The 15147-nt window shown below is 49.1% G+C and carries 18 protein-coding genes; 5 read left to right on the top strand and 13 right to left on the bottom strand.

Features of this window, described 5'->3' with window-relative positions:
• Together HOK28_24920 and HOK28_24915 are read right to left on the bottom strand one after the other, a co-directional pair.
• A partial coding sequence (locus tag HOK28_24920; protein MBT6436356.1) for a hypothetical protein occupies positions 1-406 on the bottom strand: 406 nt, incomplete at its 3' end.
• A 71-nt stretch (positions 407-477) separates the two neighbouring features.
• Positions 478-843: a hypothetical protein gene (locus tag HOK28_24915; GenBank protein MBT6436355.1), complete on the bottom strand. Its 366-nt coding sequence runs from the start codon at positions 841-843 to the stop codon at positions 478-480.
• Between the two features lie 237 nt (positions 844-1080).
• Here HOK28_24915 and HOK28_24910 point away from each other — a divergent pair, with 237 nt between their 5' ends.
• The gene (locus tag HOK28_24910; protein MBT6436354.1) at positions 1081-2337 is read left to right on the top strand and encodes a response regulator; all 1257 of its coding nucleotides are present in this window, start codon (positions 1081-1083) and stop codon (positions 2335-2337) included.
• A 16-nt stretch (positions 2338-2353) separates the two neighbouring features.
• Here HOK28_24910 and HOK28_24905 read toward each other — a convergent pair whose 3' ends face one another.
• On the bottom strand, positions 2354-3238 hold the full coding sequence (locus HOK28_24905) for a DUF1295 domain-containing protein (protein ID MBT6436353.1): 885 nt from the start codon (positions 3236-3238) through the stop codon (positions 2354-2356).
• Positions 3239-3377: 139 nt separating this feature from the next.
• Here HOK28_24905 and HOK28_24900 point away from each other — a divergent pair, with 139 nt between their 5' ends.
• On the top strand, positions 3378-3791 hold the full coding sequence (locus tag HOK28_24900; GenBank protein ID MBT6436352.1) for a hypothetical protein: 414 nt from the start codon (positions 3378-3380) through the stop codon (positions 3789-3791).
• Here HOK28_24900 and HOK28_24895 read toward each other — a convergent pair.
• The 9 genes from HOK28_24895 to HOK28_24855 form a co-directional block, all read right to left on the bottom strand.
• Entirely contained in the window at positions 3788-4462 is a 675-nt protein-coding gene (locus tag HOK28_24895; protein ID MBT6436351.1) for a hypothetical protein, read from the bottom strand. The two genes, HOK28_24900 and HOK28_24895, sit on opposite strands and share 4 nt — an antisense overlap.
• 5 nt (positions 4463-4467) lie before the next feature.
• Positions 4468-5406, bottom strand: coding sequence for a hypothetical protein (locus HOK28_24890; GenBank protein ID MBT6436350.1), 939 nt, complete (start codon positions 5404-5406; stop codon positions 4468-4470).
• Positions 5403-6425 carry a hypothetical protein gene (locus tag HOK28_24885; GenBank protein ID MBT6436349.1) on the bottom strand — a complete coding sequence of 341 codons (1023 nt, stop codon included), beginning with the start codon at positions 6423-6425 and terminating at the stop codon, positions 5403-5405. Before HOK28_24885 ends, HOK28_24890 begins: the two co-directional genes overlap by 4 nt.
• Before the next feature lie 31 nt (positions 6426-6456).
• Positions 6457-8385 carry a bifunctional metallophosphatase/5'-nucleotidase gene (locus HOK28_24880; protein ID MBT6436348.1) on the bottom strand — a complete coding sequence of 643 codons (1929 nt, stop codon included), beginning with the start codon at positions 8383-8385 and terminating at the stop codon, positions 6457-6459.
• A gap of 130 nt (positions 8386-8515) precedes the next feature.
• Positions 8516-8938 (bottom strand): hypothetical protein, encoded by a 423-nt coding sequence (locus tag HOK28_24875; GenBank protein ID MBT6436347.1) that lies wholly within the window; start codon positions 8936-8938, stop codon positions 8516-8518.
• A 198-nt stretch (positions 8939-9136) separates the two neighbouring features.
• Positions 9137-9808: a hypothetical protein gene (locus tag HOK28_24870; protein ID MBT6436346.1), complete on the bottom strand. Its 672-nt coding sequence runs from the start codon at positions 9806-9808 to the stop codon at positions 9137-9139.
• A gap of 66 nt (positions 9809-9874) precedes the next feature.
• Entirely contained in the window at positions 9875-10516 is a 642-nt protein-coding gene (locus tag HOK28_24865; GenBank protein ID MBT6436345.1) for a TetR/AcrR family transcriptional regulator, read from the bottom strand.
• A 170-nt stretch (positions 10517-10686) separates the two neighbouring features.
• Positions 10687-11022, bottom strand: coding sequence for a divalent-cation tolerance protein CutA (locus tag HOK28_24860; GenBank protein MBT6436344.1), 336 nt, complete (start codon positions 11020-11022; stop codon positions 10687-10689).
• A 106-nt stretch (positions 11023-11128) separates the two neighbouring features.
• Entirely contained in the window at positions 11129-11866 is a 738-nt protein-coding gene (locus tag HOK28_24855) for a hypothetical protein (protein MBT6436343.1), read from the bottom strand.
• 237 nt (positions 11867-12103) lie between these two features.
• On the opposite strand from HOK28_24855, the gene HOK28_24850 reads away from it, so the two are divergent.
• Complete coding sequence (locus HOK28_24850) at positions 12104-12682, top strand: HNH endonuclease (protein ID MBT6436342.1); 579 nt, start codon at positions 12104-12106, stop codon at positions 12680-12682.
• A gap of 102 nt (positions 12683-12784) precedes the next feature.
• Entirely contained in the window at positions 12785-13588 is an 804-nt protein-coding gene (locus HOK28_24845; protein ID MBT6436341.1) for a BtpA/SgcQ family protein, read from the top strand.
• Here HOK28_24845 and HOK28_24840 read toward each other — a convergent pair.
• A complete protein-coding gene (locus tag HOK28_24840) occupies positions 13551-14363 on the bottom strand; it encodes a kinase (GenBank protein ID MBT6436340.1) in 813 nt (270 codons plus the stop codon). The two genes, HOK28_24845 and HOK28_24840, sit on opposite strands and share 38 nt — an antisense overlap.
• Before the next feature lie 459 nt (positions 14364-14822).
• On the opposite strand from HOK28_24840, the gene HOK28_24835 reads away from it, so the two are divergent.
• Positions 14823-15147: hypothetical protein (locus tag HOK28_24835; GenBank protein ID MBT6436339.1), on the top strand; the 325-nt coding region annotated here is incomplete at its 3' end.

The following is a 15147-nucleotide window of genomic DNA, read 5'->3' as shown; positions in this document are numbered from 1 at the left end:
TGGATTCAAGATGGGTCAGTGTAAGGCTTGCGACCCATTTTCTACCTATTCGGCCCAAGGTTGCGGTTAAAAGTAATTCCGATTCGAAGTTATTACTAACCTCGAAAAAACATGCGTCGGGTTCGCAGTCCTTCGGTTGAAGAGCGGGGTTCTTTTCAAGGTAGGCTTGGATATCGTGATGAGAAAGAACCGCGAGACGGGGGACGGTATCAAGTGCTGCCAATAAATCGGGATTAAGAGCTTGAGCAAGCTCCGGTGCAACTTGTTCAGACGAGGTTAATTCATGCACTGCCACCTGGTTTGCCGACGCGGTCGAACAAAGCAGACACAAGAATACGCTTAAGACCAAATGGGTACTTAAAACGTTTCGTAAGAATCGATTCTCTGAAAGTGCGCGTATGCTCATCCGAACAAAATGGTACCATAATGTGGTACTTCCACGCGATTCTTAGGGGAAATCTGCTCAATCAGCGCGTTTTATAGAGCTTTCGACTGCGCTGTCTTCTTCTCTAGCTTGGCAAGCTCACAGGAGTAGCCAGCCTTCTTGACTGCTTGGATCATCTGCTCTTGCGCGGGCTGAGTGCAAGCAGCTTTGTTGCCAATCACCCGAGCCAGCCGTTGTTCAAAGATGACCTCTACGGAAGCCACGCCTTTGACGGTTTTGATGGCTTTCGACACAACCGGTGAGCAGCCCATAGGGCAGGCCATATCGGCAACTTTAAGTTGCACTAAACACTGGTCTTTAGTCGGCTCTTTCGGTGCTTTAGGAGCGGCAGAAAGACAAATAGGGGCACTAAAAAGAAGCACAGAGAGCACAATGAGGGTTTTACTGACTTTAAACATGTTAAATTCCTTGGACGTGGTTGGAGCGCCCTGATGCTGGGAACTCTTATGGGTACCTACGGATATTACAGGATTCTGGCAAGTAAAGCCTTTATTTTCAGAGGTCTTTTCACACAAACCTTGCAAGATTCTCCTAAAACCAGAAAACTAGTAGGGTATCTAAAAATAATGGAAAAGTACTGTGTTTTCGTTTGTAGCTGAGCGAGAAACACAGTGCGAAGGAAATCAGCACCGTCCATGAAACCAAAGATTCTTTGTGTCGACGATAGCCGCGCCTTGCGGACAGGTATGAAAAACTGGTTGCACCCCAACTACGATGTGGTTGGCATACCCGATGGCCAACAAGCGTTGACTCTACTTGAGGAAACAACGTTCGACTTAATCATTCTCGATCTCGACATGCCCAACATGACGGGCGAGGACACGATTCGAGAATTACGAGCACGTGGGGACCAAACCCCGGTCGTGTTGCTCACCGCTGAGTCTCGAACCTCCAATATCCAACGCGTCATGCAGCATGGTGTTTTGGATTATATTTTAAAGCCTTGCAGCCCGCCCGATTTAAAACAGAAGCTGGAAGCCGCTTTAAGAACCGCTTACGACCAAAAATTACAACGTGCTCAAGAAGAAGCCAATGAGGACACGATTGCGGCCGCGAAGGTTCAAGCGGGTGGGGAGCCGCAGCCTAGTATTCGTCCGGCTGGAGCGACTGTAAAAACCAAAAGCAAACCCAACACGAAATCGACCTCAACTGCATCAGTAAAACCTGGCGAAGCTCCAGCGGCCAAAGAGCAGTCTTCAAGTCTCTTGATGATTGATGACATGAAGTCTGTTTCCAGAGCGCTTCGTCGTCATGTGGACGATAGTATTCGCATCGGTCACGCTACCACCAAGGAAGCTGCAGTAAACACCTGTTCGAAGCGTGATTATAAAATGATCATGGTCGACATGGATATCCCAAGAGTCGACAGCATCTCGCTGGGCGCTGAACTCAAAAAGCTTCAACCCAAATCGAAACTTGTTGCGCTTTACCTCGCCAATCAAGCAGATCCAAAAGCTCAGGCCAAGACCGATGGATTTGATGCCTTTATCACGAAGCCATTTGATGGTGATGAGGTCAAGGAACTGATTGAAACAGCTTTTGGCGACAAGGATTACACCGAGCTAACAGACAACGTCGTGACCTTTCAGCAGATTGAAGTAGGGGATGCAAACCCAGAAGCACTGATGGCTGATGTGCGTAAGCAGCTTATGGAAAACGTCAAAGAGGTAGCTTCGGCTGCTTGCTTTGCTTGTGTGATTTTAGATTTACGAAATGGTCTTCCAACTGACACTTTGGGGCGCTTCCTAGCACCCGTGATTGAGCTATGCGGTGCGCTGCGTATCGGAATGAAGGTCGTGGGAGATGAGAAAGTTCAGCAGGCGATGCAGGCAACTTTGGAAGGCGATCTTGTCTCAGTTGTGTCTGACTTGGCAGAAGCAAAATCAGCTTAAGAGTAGAGTTTCATACCTATGAAGGCCGCGGCCCTTTCCAGGGAAAAAGTGCCGGTGTTTTGGCTTTGTGCTCGGCATAATGAGGCCGTCTTTCAAGCATCCGCTTATCAATCATCGGGATACTGGCAAACACAAACATAGCTGTCATTGAGACAGCGCCGATAAAGCAAGCCCACTCTTGAGTTGCGCCATAACCTACAAGTGCGAGGCTCCACCAAAACAGGTTTTCGCCCAGGTAGTTGGGGTGACGAACGATGCTCCAAAGCCCAGTTTTAAGGTAGCTGCCTTTGACGGGGCCAGATTGAACAAAGGTACGGAGCTGCTCATCAGCAATGGTCTCGATGGCGATGGCCAGCAGACAGAGCGCGCTGCCCGCATAAACGAGAGCCTCGCTGGCAATGGCCGGGCTGGAAATAGCTAAATAAATTGGGTAAAGCCCGGCGAAAACGATGGCTGTTGGAAATAGGTGAATACCCAGTAAGCTTGCCGGCCAATACAGCTTCTTCGAGAAGTTTCGAATATTGATGTAGCGCCAGTCCTCATGGACAAGTCCCGGCCAGCCTCGTAGAAAATTCCATGTGAGCCGGATGCCCCAGAGCCAAACGAGGATCATACTCAAGGCCGCGACAGTGCCGAATGAATAGCCAGAGCCAAGGGCCCAATAGGTTACGATTGCGGGCGGAATGATGCTCCAATAAGGGTCGTAGAGGCTTGAATTGTTGAGTGCAACGCTGAACGCGAAAATCACCAAAGTAGCCGCCAAATCAGCATAAATCATATGATTGAGGGGATCCATTTCAGGTGAGAACCAAACAATAGCGGTTCCAACCACGCCAGATAAGACGTAGGCGAGCCCCATAATGAGGATGGAAGTAAGTCGGCTGGGGTGACCCTTTGGCATGTTGAATTCCCTTCATCTAAGAGCAAGGTGCGCAATTGTACTTTACTATTCGTGCAAGGCGGTGCAAGAACGTTTGACCAAGAGCTTTATCCCCCTGGATTGGGCTTGATTGGCCGTCTATCGCAATGGAGATACAGAGATGTCTGACACTGAAACAACCAGTCTCGAAGAGATGAAGTTTGATGCTGAAAACCTATTCCGCGAGGAAAAAATCACCGACATGAAAATGGGAGCCATTCGCGTGTTGGTTCCGGTTAAAGTAGACGGCAGCGACGACACTGCGCGGCCTTCAGAGTATTCTGGTCAAACTCAGATTATGACTCAGTCAGGCCCTGTACCATTAGAGTTCCCGATTGAGGCAGCATCTTTGGCTGACGCTATTGAAGCGTTCGCAGGGTGCGCTAACAAAGCCATTGAGAAGATGATTGAAGAAGTGAAGGAAATGCAGCGACGTGAAGCCTCACGGATTGTTGTTCCGGGTCAGGGCCCTGGTGGAATGCCGGGTATGCCTGGTGCAGGCGGCTTCGGCGGCGGCAGTGGAATTATTTCCTAAGTATTAGCTCGCTCATATAAAGACTCCAGAACCTTTCTTTGTGGTTTATGGAGTCTTACCTGAGGCCGATGGCTCCGTATCAGATTCATGGCTTCGTCTATGGATTGCACGTGATTTCGCTCCAGCAAAACCGCGACCAAGAGTGTCGTAGAACGTCCTCTACCTTTGGCGCAGTGGATATAAACGCCGCTTTGAGACCAAGCCGCGATGCGCTCGCTGAGTTCTTTGAACTTCTCGGTACTGGCAGTACGGGCATCTAAGGTTGGAAGTGTCCAGTAGGTGTAGTTCTCTCTCACTGTTTTAAAGCTTTCGAACTCGGCCGTAACATCAACAACGAGACCTACCCCGTTGGGGAGTTCTTCAGCTCTTACCCGTCGGCCGAGCCAGAGGCCAGGTGTAATCAGATGCCAGGCGGGCTCTTGTTTGCTGAGATATAGCTTCCAGGCCAGCTCGTATGGAATACAAAAAGGTAACATCAAGAGTCTGTTAAAGGGTCGCATGGTACCGTCGGCTCGCTTACCAAATACTCCTGCGCCGATACCGGAGTATGCCCCTGCGACGGTGATGAGTGAAAGAGCTGGCCACATGAGAAGGTAGTTCAAGCCGCCTGTGGCGATTGCTTGGAGAGCGAGTAACAAGGCTGCGGCACTGGCACTGAGAATATACTTCATGTTTTTTATTCCCAGGTTAAGCGGCAGTTTGTTTCATCCCATTCTAGGACAATATTGTCTTTTCTTATTTTCTCCCAGTCAAAGTGCCTAATAAGACTTTGAGGTGAACAGGGAGTTAGGGAATCGGTGAGCCCGGCAATATGGGCGAGAATTCCGCAAAGTTCAGCAGCGCTGTAATGTTCTCGTAACAGAGGGGCACCGATGGACCCATGGAGCTTGGCAAGCTTGTCGCCGCGTGGTTCAAGCAACAAGAAGTGGTGACGGTAAATAGGTTGTGTGATTTTGAGCACACTCATCAAGGCTATCTGAGTGGCGGTACTGCTCGCAATGTCTTCGCCACGCACAACATGAGTGACCCCGGCCCTGTCATCATCTACAACGACAGCAAGGTTATAGGCTGTGGCGCCGTCACGTCGTCGAACCACCGGATCACCCAGTGCAAGACTCGGGTTTTGCGAGAGGTCTTTTTCTGAGAGTTCTTGAGGTGTGAATATTTCGACCGGCAGTTTTGCTCGAAGTGGATCTTGAGATTTTCGCCAACCACCCTCGGGCAGTGCTTTGTTTTGATTGGTATTGGGGTATGCGAATCCGCCATCTGGTGATGCAATACCATACTTTTTAATTTGGGCACGGCTCATGTTGCAGGGATAAAGATGGCTTGCCTGAGCTAAAGTATCTAAAGCTTGTTCATGGTTGGATTGATTCTCGCTTTGAATGTTGAGCTCGTCCCAGTCCAACCCAAACCAGGTCAGGTCTTCAAGCATACTTGCGGCGTAGTTTTCTTGAGCGCGCTCAGGATCAAGGTCCTCCAGTCGCAAAATGAACTTTCCGTTCTGCGACCGTGCGTCAAGCCAAGCTAGGAGAGCCGCCAAGATGGTTCCGGGGTGAGCATGTCCGGTCGTTGATGGTGCAAAGCGACCAACGTAACCTGAAGGCTTCGTCACCTGCTGGCTGCTTGTGTTAGGACGTTATTGAGCCAATCCCCAAACGCAGATGAACTTGCGAGTTGCCCAACTTGAGGCAGAAAATGAGCACGTACGCGTTCCTGTGCAATCTTGTCCAACCCTGCGTCTTTCAGGATATCTGCAATGGTACGGTCTTCGTCTCGCTTTAGGCCGGCTACGATTTGTTCTTTCAATGCAGCACGGATCTCAGGGCGAGCCAAGTTGTGCTTTAAGAACTCTTTGGCCCAGAGGATTTGAGTTTCTAGATTAGGGTCGTCAAGCATGACGTGAATATCGGATTGCTTGAGATTGAGGACCGCATCAAGTGCTCGCTTGCGCATAGCTTTCAGAGCGCCCCGGCTATCCTTTGAATTAAAGCCATCCACAATTCCTTGCTTTAATCTATCGGCAGATTGTGCGGCAAAATCTCGTGCCTGACCTTTGAGTGTCTCTTGGAGACCGGCACCTATTCCAGATAATGCACTGCCTGCATCTTGAAGACGCTTCGCTCCTTTTCGGGCGATGCTTCCAAATAGTCCGCCACTGCCACTGGAGCTCCCTGAGGATTTGTCATCATTTCCGCCGATAATGGGTAACTTGGTCAGAAAGTTTTCCAAGGTTTCCGTAAGCGAGCCGGTGACGAGATTACGTATGAAGGCCGGGTCGACAATATCACGTCCAAACCCTTTGGGGAGGGTCATCCGCCGATTCATCCGTTCTTCAATACCGTCGACAATCACCTGGGGGACAGCGTCGCCAAGTGTCTCTCCGGTCTCCGTGACTCTTGCACGTTCAAACTCGAGGAAAGTTTCAGCATGTCGGTCCAGTAGAATCCCGGGTCCATCGCCAGCCATAACATCGAGAATGTCATCGGCTACAGCGTCAAAGTCCACCAGCTCACCCACTTTGAGAGCAACCAGGTGGTCGTAGGCTAAGTCAACGAGCTGTCCGGCGGGGCCGGTTGGTTCAGTGTCTTGTAGTTGCTCGAGGATGGCGTCATGCAAAGGGTGTTTACTCATGATGAATTCCTATCGACGTAGGCTAAGGTAATCAACGAATAGCTTCATAGAACTTAAAAGAGAGTCTGATGAAGTAGAGAAATGTGCCAAGTATAAGAAAACAGGCAAAGAGTGTTGTTGTCCACATAATCGGGCTGGCATTTTTAAGAAGGGCGACCGGTGAAAAACTATTGCTTACAGAGATGCGCTCTTCATCGAGTCCAGGTGCCGCCTCAATATCGGCAAGTCCATCTTGGTTGATGTCTGGTAGAGCGGTGACGTAATGAAGCAGTGCCTGCCATTCTTTTAATTCCTGAGTTCCTTCGAGGTTTGGGTCGGCATCGATGACGGCTCCCTTAATCGATTGAATCGGTACACCGTTTTTATCCTTGGGTGTAATTGATATGACGCCCTTACTCAGTGTTGCGATGGTCCATGCAAAGTTTGCAACATAACTTGTAGCCCCCACACTGTAGAGTTCATCCGAGTCATCTCCTAGGTCTATCAATCTATAGCCATCTTTTTGACTACCAATTTGAATATCTACAATTCTGTCAAATGGCATTCTAAAGAGGTTGTAGTCGATAATGGCTCCAGAGAACCGTGGGAAGTAAGAGGGTCCTTTGATGGTATGGGCAAGAAGTAAGACTTCAAAGAGTCCTTTAAGGTCTCGCCCGTTAAGGTACATTTTGGTGAGTGGGTAACCAGCTTCGTTGTCGAAGATACCCACACCAAGCGGTGTGATTCTAAACAAGTCGGATACGGTTTGAATGCCGGATTTGCCGACGTGGAGTTCGTCGCGGATGGTCCCGTTACCGGTGATTGCTATGTCACTACCGGCTGCAACTCTTATGGCATCGGTGACAAGATTACCCAGAGTTGTATCATTGAAAGTTCGCTTAAGAGTTTTGTTGGTCGAAGCGATGGGCTGATCAAAGGTGTAGCCACGCGGTTTTAGAATCTTCTCGCTTATGGTTTGTTTAACCGTATCAACGAGCTGCGTGATTTCAGGTTTACCAGGTATGGAGTCGTCGATGGCGTGCAGCGTGTAGTTTATTACTTTTAATCCTTGCGGTGTGAGCTCCATTTCAATTTCTCCGAGAAACCGTCCATCGGAGCCGGCTTGAAGAATAGGCGTACCCGATTTAGATAAGAGAGGCTCTTTAAGCGGGGTATGTGAATGGCCTCCGACCACTAAATCTATTTCGGGTGCCGCTTCCGCAAGATCGAAGTCTTCACCAATCCAGTTGCCGCTTGGCGCTTTGAGAATACCACCGTGACTTAGAAGAATAACCACATCGACTTTGTGTTTGTTTTTGAGAAGGTAACTCATTCGATGAGCGACCTCGGTATTTTTATCAAATGTTAGAGGCGCCGTATCTTTCGCAACTTCTGCAGCATTGGTTCCCATGAGGCCAATGATACCGAAGCGAAGCCCACCTTTCTCGATGATGGCCTCACGCGCGAGGATTCCTGATTCCATGTAAGCCTGCAGTGCGTCGTCTTCAGGAGCACTGTGGTCAAAGCGGACATTGGACATGAGAAGTTTGGGTAGAGTCTCGGTTTGCTTTAAGGCGGCGCCAATCATGGCAGCAAAGCCTTGTGGCTTGAAATCAAATTCATGATTACCGACTGCTGCAGCATCGTAGCCCATAGCTTGCATGAGCTGAAGCTCCATGCCTGTTTCACGGGTGACGGTATGAAAAAGAGTGCCCATGGAAAAGTCGCCGCCGTCGAGTAAAAGAACGGGGCCTTTTTGGGACGCCTCAAGACGTCGTTGGTCGATGAGCGTTGCAAGCCTCGCCAAACCACCAATGGTTTTGTCGTCGTTGACTGTTTGTGGGGTGTACTCGCTGTTGGGCCCAAAACCCAAAACACGAGACTGCCAGTCGTTGGTATGAAGAACGGTAAAGCGCTGACCAGCAAGAGCTGATTGGCTAAGCATGGAGAACGCTAGAATAAAGAAAATGAAGACTCGCATGCGAGGCACAATAGGCAATTGAAGCCTATTCAGCAACCGCCAACGGCAAGTGAGATGAACCTCTGCCAAGTACGAATACCTGGCAGCGGTTCAACACACACTCATGTTCCCATTCGAATATTGAATCGTTCTAGTGAATGGCCCCGGCATGGGCTGGAGTAAAGAGTAGGGGAACTTCGGCACCGTCTGGGTTTACCTCGCCGTCTGGTGCTTTGACCAGGCGTAAGGCACGGTAGTTCTTGTCCATCCGATTTTTAACTTCTCGGATTTCTCTACGCTTTTCCGTAATCGTTTGGAGGATCATATCCTCGTGACGACTGTTGTTTGGGGTTGTTTGCAGCTCTTCCACTAGGTTTCTGAGTTGCAAGTAAAGTGCTTCGAATCGCCCTGATTCTTCGTATAACTCTTCCGTGAGTCCTTGCTCTTCTTGCACCGTATCTTTGAGTGCTTGAATGTGCTGGAGCTCTGGAGAAATTTCCTCAGGCTTTCGCTTTGCTTTTGTTGTGGTTTCTATTTCCGTATTTAAAAACTGGATCATTGAAGTAAAGAACACGCTATCACTCCCTCCGCCCTCAGGCACCAAGTGTTCCACGCTTAAGTACAAAGCAACCTTTGTGCCACGTTGGTAAAAATCAGGAAGGCGTCGGTTTATCAGGTGTTTGCGAGACTCGGACATTTTTAGAATGTGATGAATTGCCGGATAACTGACACTTCACAGAAGCAATAGGGTCAATATCTCAACGATAAGCGCTCAATGAAGTCCGAATAAGAGTGTGGCGGCCCATGTTGTAAGACCCGTACCGATTCCAACCCCGAAATTGTCATCTATTTTTGAGCAGACCAGTTCGCTGATGGCTCCGCTTACTGAAGCGGTGAGGCTGAGAAGAATCATTTGGCTGGTGCTTAGGCTGGGGAAGTAAAAATAAAGCATCGCGAGGCAAAGCAGAACGCTTGTGAGTATGAATGCCAGGGTACCTTGAAGCGAGCGTCCATTGATTAAAGCGATGCTGCCATAGCGTCTGCCGATGAAACCGCCAGCTTGGTCGCCTAAGGAAAGCACGGCGAGGGTTAGGGCAAAGACCAGTTCGCTTTGAATGAGTGAAATGAAAAACATGGCGACCCAAAACCATGTCGAGGACGTGATCTGTTCACGTTCATGGTTATGGGCGAAGATCGATGCAAAATTGAGTACCCAGTTGTTGAAGCCAGGGTTGAGGAATCTAATCGTCTCCAGCAGGCCTATGGTCGAGAGTACTGCAGTGGTGCAGATGAATTCTTGGTACGCATCTAAGTATTCAAGGGAAACCCATAAGGAGAAGAGACCGAGGACCACGTGAAGCATGATACGTGCTACGCGAAATGGACGTAAGGCTTCACCATGCTTTAGGACGGCAGAGTTTGCGGCAGTAACGGGTTCGGCCATAACCAGATGGTATGATGTCTCGGGGGCGGTAGCTAGATGCGCTGCGGCTTAGCAATAGGCCTTGATTTAGTTAGGCTTTTCAACTGAGTGCGAAGCCTCAAGGTTGTCTAGGAGTGTGTCGACCAACCAGTGGAGGTGTTCGCGACGTTCCTGAATTCCTGATTCACCAAGCATATCCTCAGCCCAAGCATCGGAGAGAGCAGGGCCGTAGGTGAAGTAGTTCATGACTGCGCCAGTGACGGTGATGAAAAAGTGGCGTGCGGAAGTTGGACCCATATTTGGGATATCGTCGCTGAGTGCTTCTTCAATCCAAGTTTGAAGCGGCTCAAGACCACGCTTAACGAATGCAGAGCGGTCGTTACTGGCAGTGAGCAAGCCCTGAACGAGCGTAGGGTAGCGACGGTTTTCGCAGATGAAGTTTAGGTAAGCGTCAATGACTTTATGAAGACGTTCGCGCTTGGTACCACCATCTGAAAACGCGCTCTGCAGAGCAGTCTGGTGCGCAGTGTGGTAATTCGTGAGTACCTGCTCGAAGAGCGCTTCTTTATTACCGAAATGATAGAAGACTGAGGCTTTGTTTACACGAGCTTCTACAGCCACGTCATTTACACTCACGCCATCAAAGCCGATTTGAGAAAAAAGCTTGTCCGCGGCTTCTAAGATACGGATTGGTGTTTTCTTAGGCTTCTGTGGTTCTTCGAAATGCATCTTCATCCCTTTCAATATTGTAAAGCGGTCTACTGATTCCTCATAATCAAGGAGAGCTTAATCTGGCGACGACATGAGCCCGCTTATTCTTAAGGGGCTTATAGCCCTCAGAGGGGGTGTGCTCAAATTTTGTGAGGGAAATCCTGAACTCTGACCGATAAAGCGTTGGCTTATTGGGGAGTCGAATTTTCTCTTACCCAGTTTAGATAGGGTTCAGAGCCATTCGTGATGGGGATAGAAATGATTTCAGGCACATCATAACTGTGTAAGGATTGCACCCGGTTTTGCAGAGCTTCAAACCGTTCGGTACGTGATTTACAGATTAGGAGGAGCTCACTCTCCTTCTGAATCTCGCCTTGCCATGAGTAGACCGACTGAATGCCGCTCACGATATTCACGCAGGCGACGAGCTTTTCACTGACCAGAGCTTGGGCAAGCGATTGGGCTTCGTCGGCGTTTGGCACCGTGATGTAGATGACAATAGTGTCGGTTTGGGTGGGCTGCATAATCTAACTCCCTATTCCATGGAGGAACTCTATTGGTAAGTCAGAGTGGTAGTGAGTGCAAACGGGACGGAAGGTGAACGTGTTCACCCCCGCCCTGATTCATTGCTTAGCCAAGGATGCGTGGTCTATCGAGGACAGGGCCAGTTGGCAGACCAGCTGAACTTCCTGTGATAGAGCCAGTTCCGGTGCCGGAGAAGGTTGTACCTGGATCACGAACGGGAACGCTTGGAGAGTTGGACGAAGAACTTCCACCTGATGAGCTGCCGCCAGGAAATGAGGAAGATGTAGAGCCACCAGGGTTTACGCCGGATGCTCCTGAACCGCCTCCGCCAAAAATGCCACCGAAAAGCGGCCCAAGCTGACCCATGAACGGCATGACTAAGCTAAATATGTTCTTTAGGAAGTTAAATAACTCCTTAAGCACTGTGAATACCTTGTCGAAGAAACCCTTCACTTTTTCGCCAAAGGTTGGCTCGGGTTCTTCAACTTCAATAACCGCAGCAACCTCTGTGGGTGCCTGAACTTCGATGGGTTCTGAAACCGCGGTAGGGGCAGTGGTCGTACCCGATTGAACAGGTGGCTGAGTCTGTGTGGGGCCATTGAACTGCGAGACACCACAACTGTTCTCGACGGGTTGCAGATTTGGGGTGGTTGGGTTGACGGCTTGCTGGGCCGTGGTTGGTAAACCGATAGCTTGCATCGCGTCTTGAGTTGCGAGTTCCGGGTGCTGATTGGCCAGGTTAGCCTTCGGCATTTTGATTTCGAGATCTTTGGGAGGGGCGATAGAAGAGAAGCTGTTTTGAACGGTTGAGGCTGGAATAGATTGTGCTGCAAAATCTCGCATAGATGATAACTCCGAGGCAAAAATGTTGTTTCAGGTCCAAGATTAGTTATCGGGAGAAATGGTCAAAGTGTTGCGTAAAAATTAACAAAAAATGATTAATTCAATGATTTTAGGTGTTTAATGCGAATATTTTTCTGTGTGCATAAGTTTTTGTCGATTTGTGGATAATGGTTAATCACTTGCTGAATGATGAAAATGTTGCTGACTCGTGTTTGATGCACTACCATACATTACATCATGACGACGAACCCGCATGTGTTGGTTTTAAACAAGAGTTATCAGCCCGTGAATGTGATTGGTGCACGGCGCGCGTTTGGTATGCTCTTCATCGGGAGCGCTTTTGCCCTCGACAGTGATTACCAGCAACTTGATTTACCCAAATGGTTAGACGTTGAGCCAAGAGATTCCGATGACACCATTGGGAGCGTTGGTGGTCCGATCTGTGTTCCCCGTATTATCGTTTTAAAAAGATACAGCCGTTTTCCAACCGGCCATGTGCGCTTTTGCCGGGGCAATATTTTCCTAAGGGACAATCATACTTGCCAATACTGCGGTGCAGTTCTGCCGAAGATGCGTCTTAACCTTGACCACGTGATGCCACGTTCACGAGGTGGCCAGCACAGCTGGACCAACGTGGTAACGAGTTGCATTCCTTGCAATACAGCAAAGGCGAGCATGACTCCCGAAGAGGCGGGTATGCCACTCTTAACAATACCCCGGCAGCCGAAATGGCGAGGCGTACTGGAGGCAAGCGGTTTTAAAGCACGTTACCGTGAGTGGCTTCCCTTCGTTGTTGGTGGTGTCCGCAGCCCGTAATGTTAAATTGAATAGTCTTCTAAGCGAGCTGAGGGCTCGCTTTTTTATGTCTAGATGCGCATCTTAACTGGTTTGCCCGAGCGGGGTTGTGTACAAGGCTCTATGATTCGAGGACTTATAGGTGTTATCCATTTGCCGCCCATGCCAGGTGATCCAAAGGCTTGCGCGGATACTTCATTCAATCAGGTCGTCGACTTTGCGATGCGGGACGTTGACGCTCTCGTGGCCGGCGGCGTGCACGGAATCATCGTTGAGAATTTCGGCTCTGCTCCGTTTCAAAGAGGCGATGCCACCAGTCGTTTACCACCTCACCAAGTTGCGTTGATGGCGCGTGTGGTAGGAGCCTGTGTCGCAAATTCCGGAGTTCCTATTGGTGTCAATTGCCTGCGCAATGATGCTCAAAGCGCTTTGGGGATTGCTGCGGCGACGGGTGCCGAATTTATTCGAGTCAATGTTCACTCGGGCGCTTATCTTACGGATCAGGGCATCATCGAAGGTGAAGCTTGGCGAACGCTGCGGTATCGAAAAGAGCTGGGCGTAGAGCATGTGGCCATTTTAGCCGACGTTTTGGTGAAGCATGCGGAGCCTTTGGTGCCGGTCGACCCAGTGACTGCAACTGAGGATTGCCTCAAGCGCGGTTTGGCCGATGGCGTGGTTGTAACTGGGAGAGCAACCGGTCAGCCAATCGAGCGCGAACGGTTGGAAATTGTTCATAGGGCCGCGGATGGTAAGCCTGTGTATCTTGGTTCTGGGTTAACTTTAGATTCTGTTTCAACGCTGATGCCGTTTGCCACTGGCGCTATCGTAGGTACTGCGCTCAAGCAGGGCGGCAATGTTGGGGCGCCGGTCGACCCCGAGCGGGTCAAGCTCATCGCTGAGGCGATGAATGCCCATCTGGATGCCTAACTAATTTTGGAGTTTGGTCATCGTTGAGTTCAATCACCCAGTCTGACTCTTTGGGCATCGTGTTCATCATATGCCGACTGATCCGCTCGTAATGCATGATAAATCTATTTAAGTCGGCGTCATCCATTTTAGTGGATGTGTTATTGTTGGGATCTATCTCAAGCTGAGATTCTTGTTGCTTGCGCCATGTGTAAACCATTTCAAATTTGGATGGTTGGAGCCAAACCAGGGTATCTATCTTCTTCCAAAGAGAAGCGTATTGCTCTTGGAGCTGCTTGTTGACGTAATTTCTGAAGGTTCCCTCGGCATCTTCTTGCTCTTCGAGTTGGTTGATGGGTTTTGCCAGCTCTTGAGCCGATTGCGGTTGTGCCCCGACACACCACCCCTCGAATAGAATGACATCCACCGGAAGCTTTTGGTCCTTCCAATCGGATACGGCTTTAGGGTTATCGGTAGATTTATCGAATTGAGGAATAGAAATAATCGACTCATCGGCACCGCGTTTTAAGGCATCGATGACTGCACTGATTGCTTCTACATGATGTGTGCCGGGAACGCCGCGTGTCTTAAGCAGAGGGTGAATTCTCTCACTTAGTAACTGACGCTCTTTTTGGTCCCGATAGAAGTCGTCAATCGATAAAATACAAGTGGTCATGCCAAAATGGGATTTTAGATAATTTTGAAGTGCACGAGACTGAGTGGTCTTACCAGATCCTTGAATGCCTGAAATTCCAACAATTATTGGGTGTCCCAAAGTGCGCATTTCTTTTCGCACGTACGCGCCAAATGTTGAATAAAATTTATCTTCCCAATTTCGAAATGAAATTGTCAGACCTTCAGGATCCAATGTTTCTTGAATTGAGATAGCTACCTCTTGGGGTGAAGGTTGGGTCCAATGCTTCTAACCTTCATTATAACACCTATAGGGGTCATTTGGCGAGTGTGTGCGTTTGCTGAGTGATTTGATTTCTCGGTTCACGAAATGATTGATGACTATTCATCGATTACGCATGTTGTTTTGTTTTGAAACACGCGATGACGCATTGGGTTATTTTGAGACGCTGACATTAGCACCACAAAATGTCAGTAGAACGTGTTTCGCTGAATCCGCGTTCACCCGCTTTTTTGCTGGTGTTGCGATTTGAGACGAAAATAAACGTGCAAATTTCTAAACATGGGGCCATTGGTCTGCTAGGTCAGTACCAGCACCACAACAAAACCTTTGGAGGGTTAAATGAAAAAGTTAGCAACATTCGTTGGAGTTTTAGCGTTATTGGTTTCAAGCCAGGCAATGGCAGCATTTCAAACAACAGCAGGTACCATGGAATTAGGTGGCGCAGCAGCGTTCACTGTTGGTGATAGAATGGTCCTTAATGTAGCTCCAACGGTTGGTTATTTCGTAATCGATAACGTTGAAGTCATGGCATCGTTTAGCCTAGATATGGACCTGGACAACGATACAACCGCAATCGGTTTTGCCGCTGGTGGTATGTACTACATGGACCTGGATATGTTTATTTTGAAGACTGGCCTTGCAGTTGGTGGCGACATTCCTGACG

It is taken from the genome of Deltaproteobacteria bacterium, from assembly GCA_018668695.1.
Classification (GTDB): domain Bacteria; phylum Myxococcota; class XYA12-FULL-58-9; order XYA12-FULL-58-9; family JABJBS01; genus JABJBS01.
Note: the sequence above shows the minus strand (reverse complement) of the source record. Positions and strands in the feature narration are given on the sequence as shown.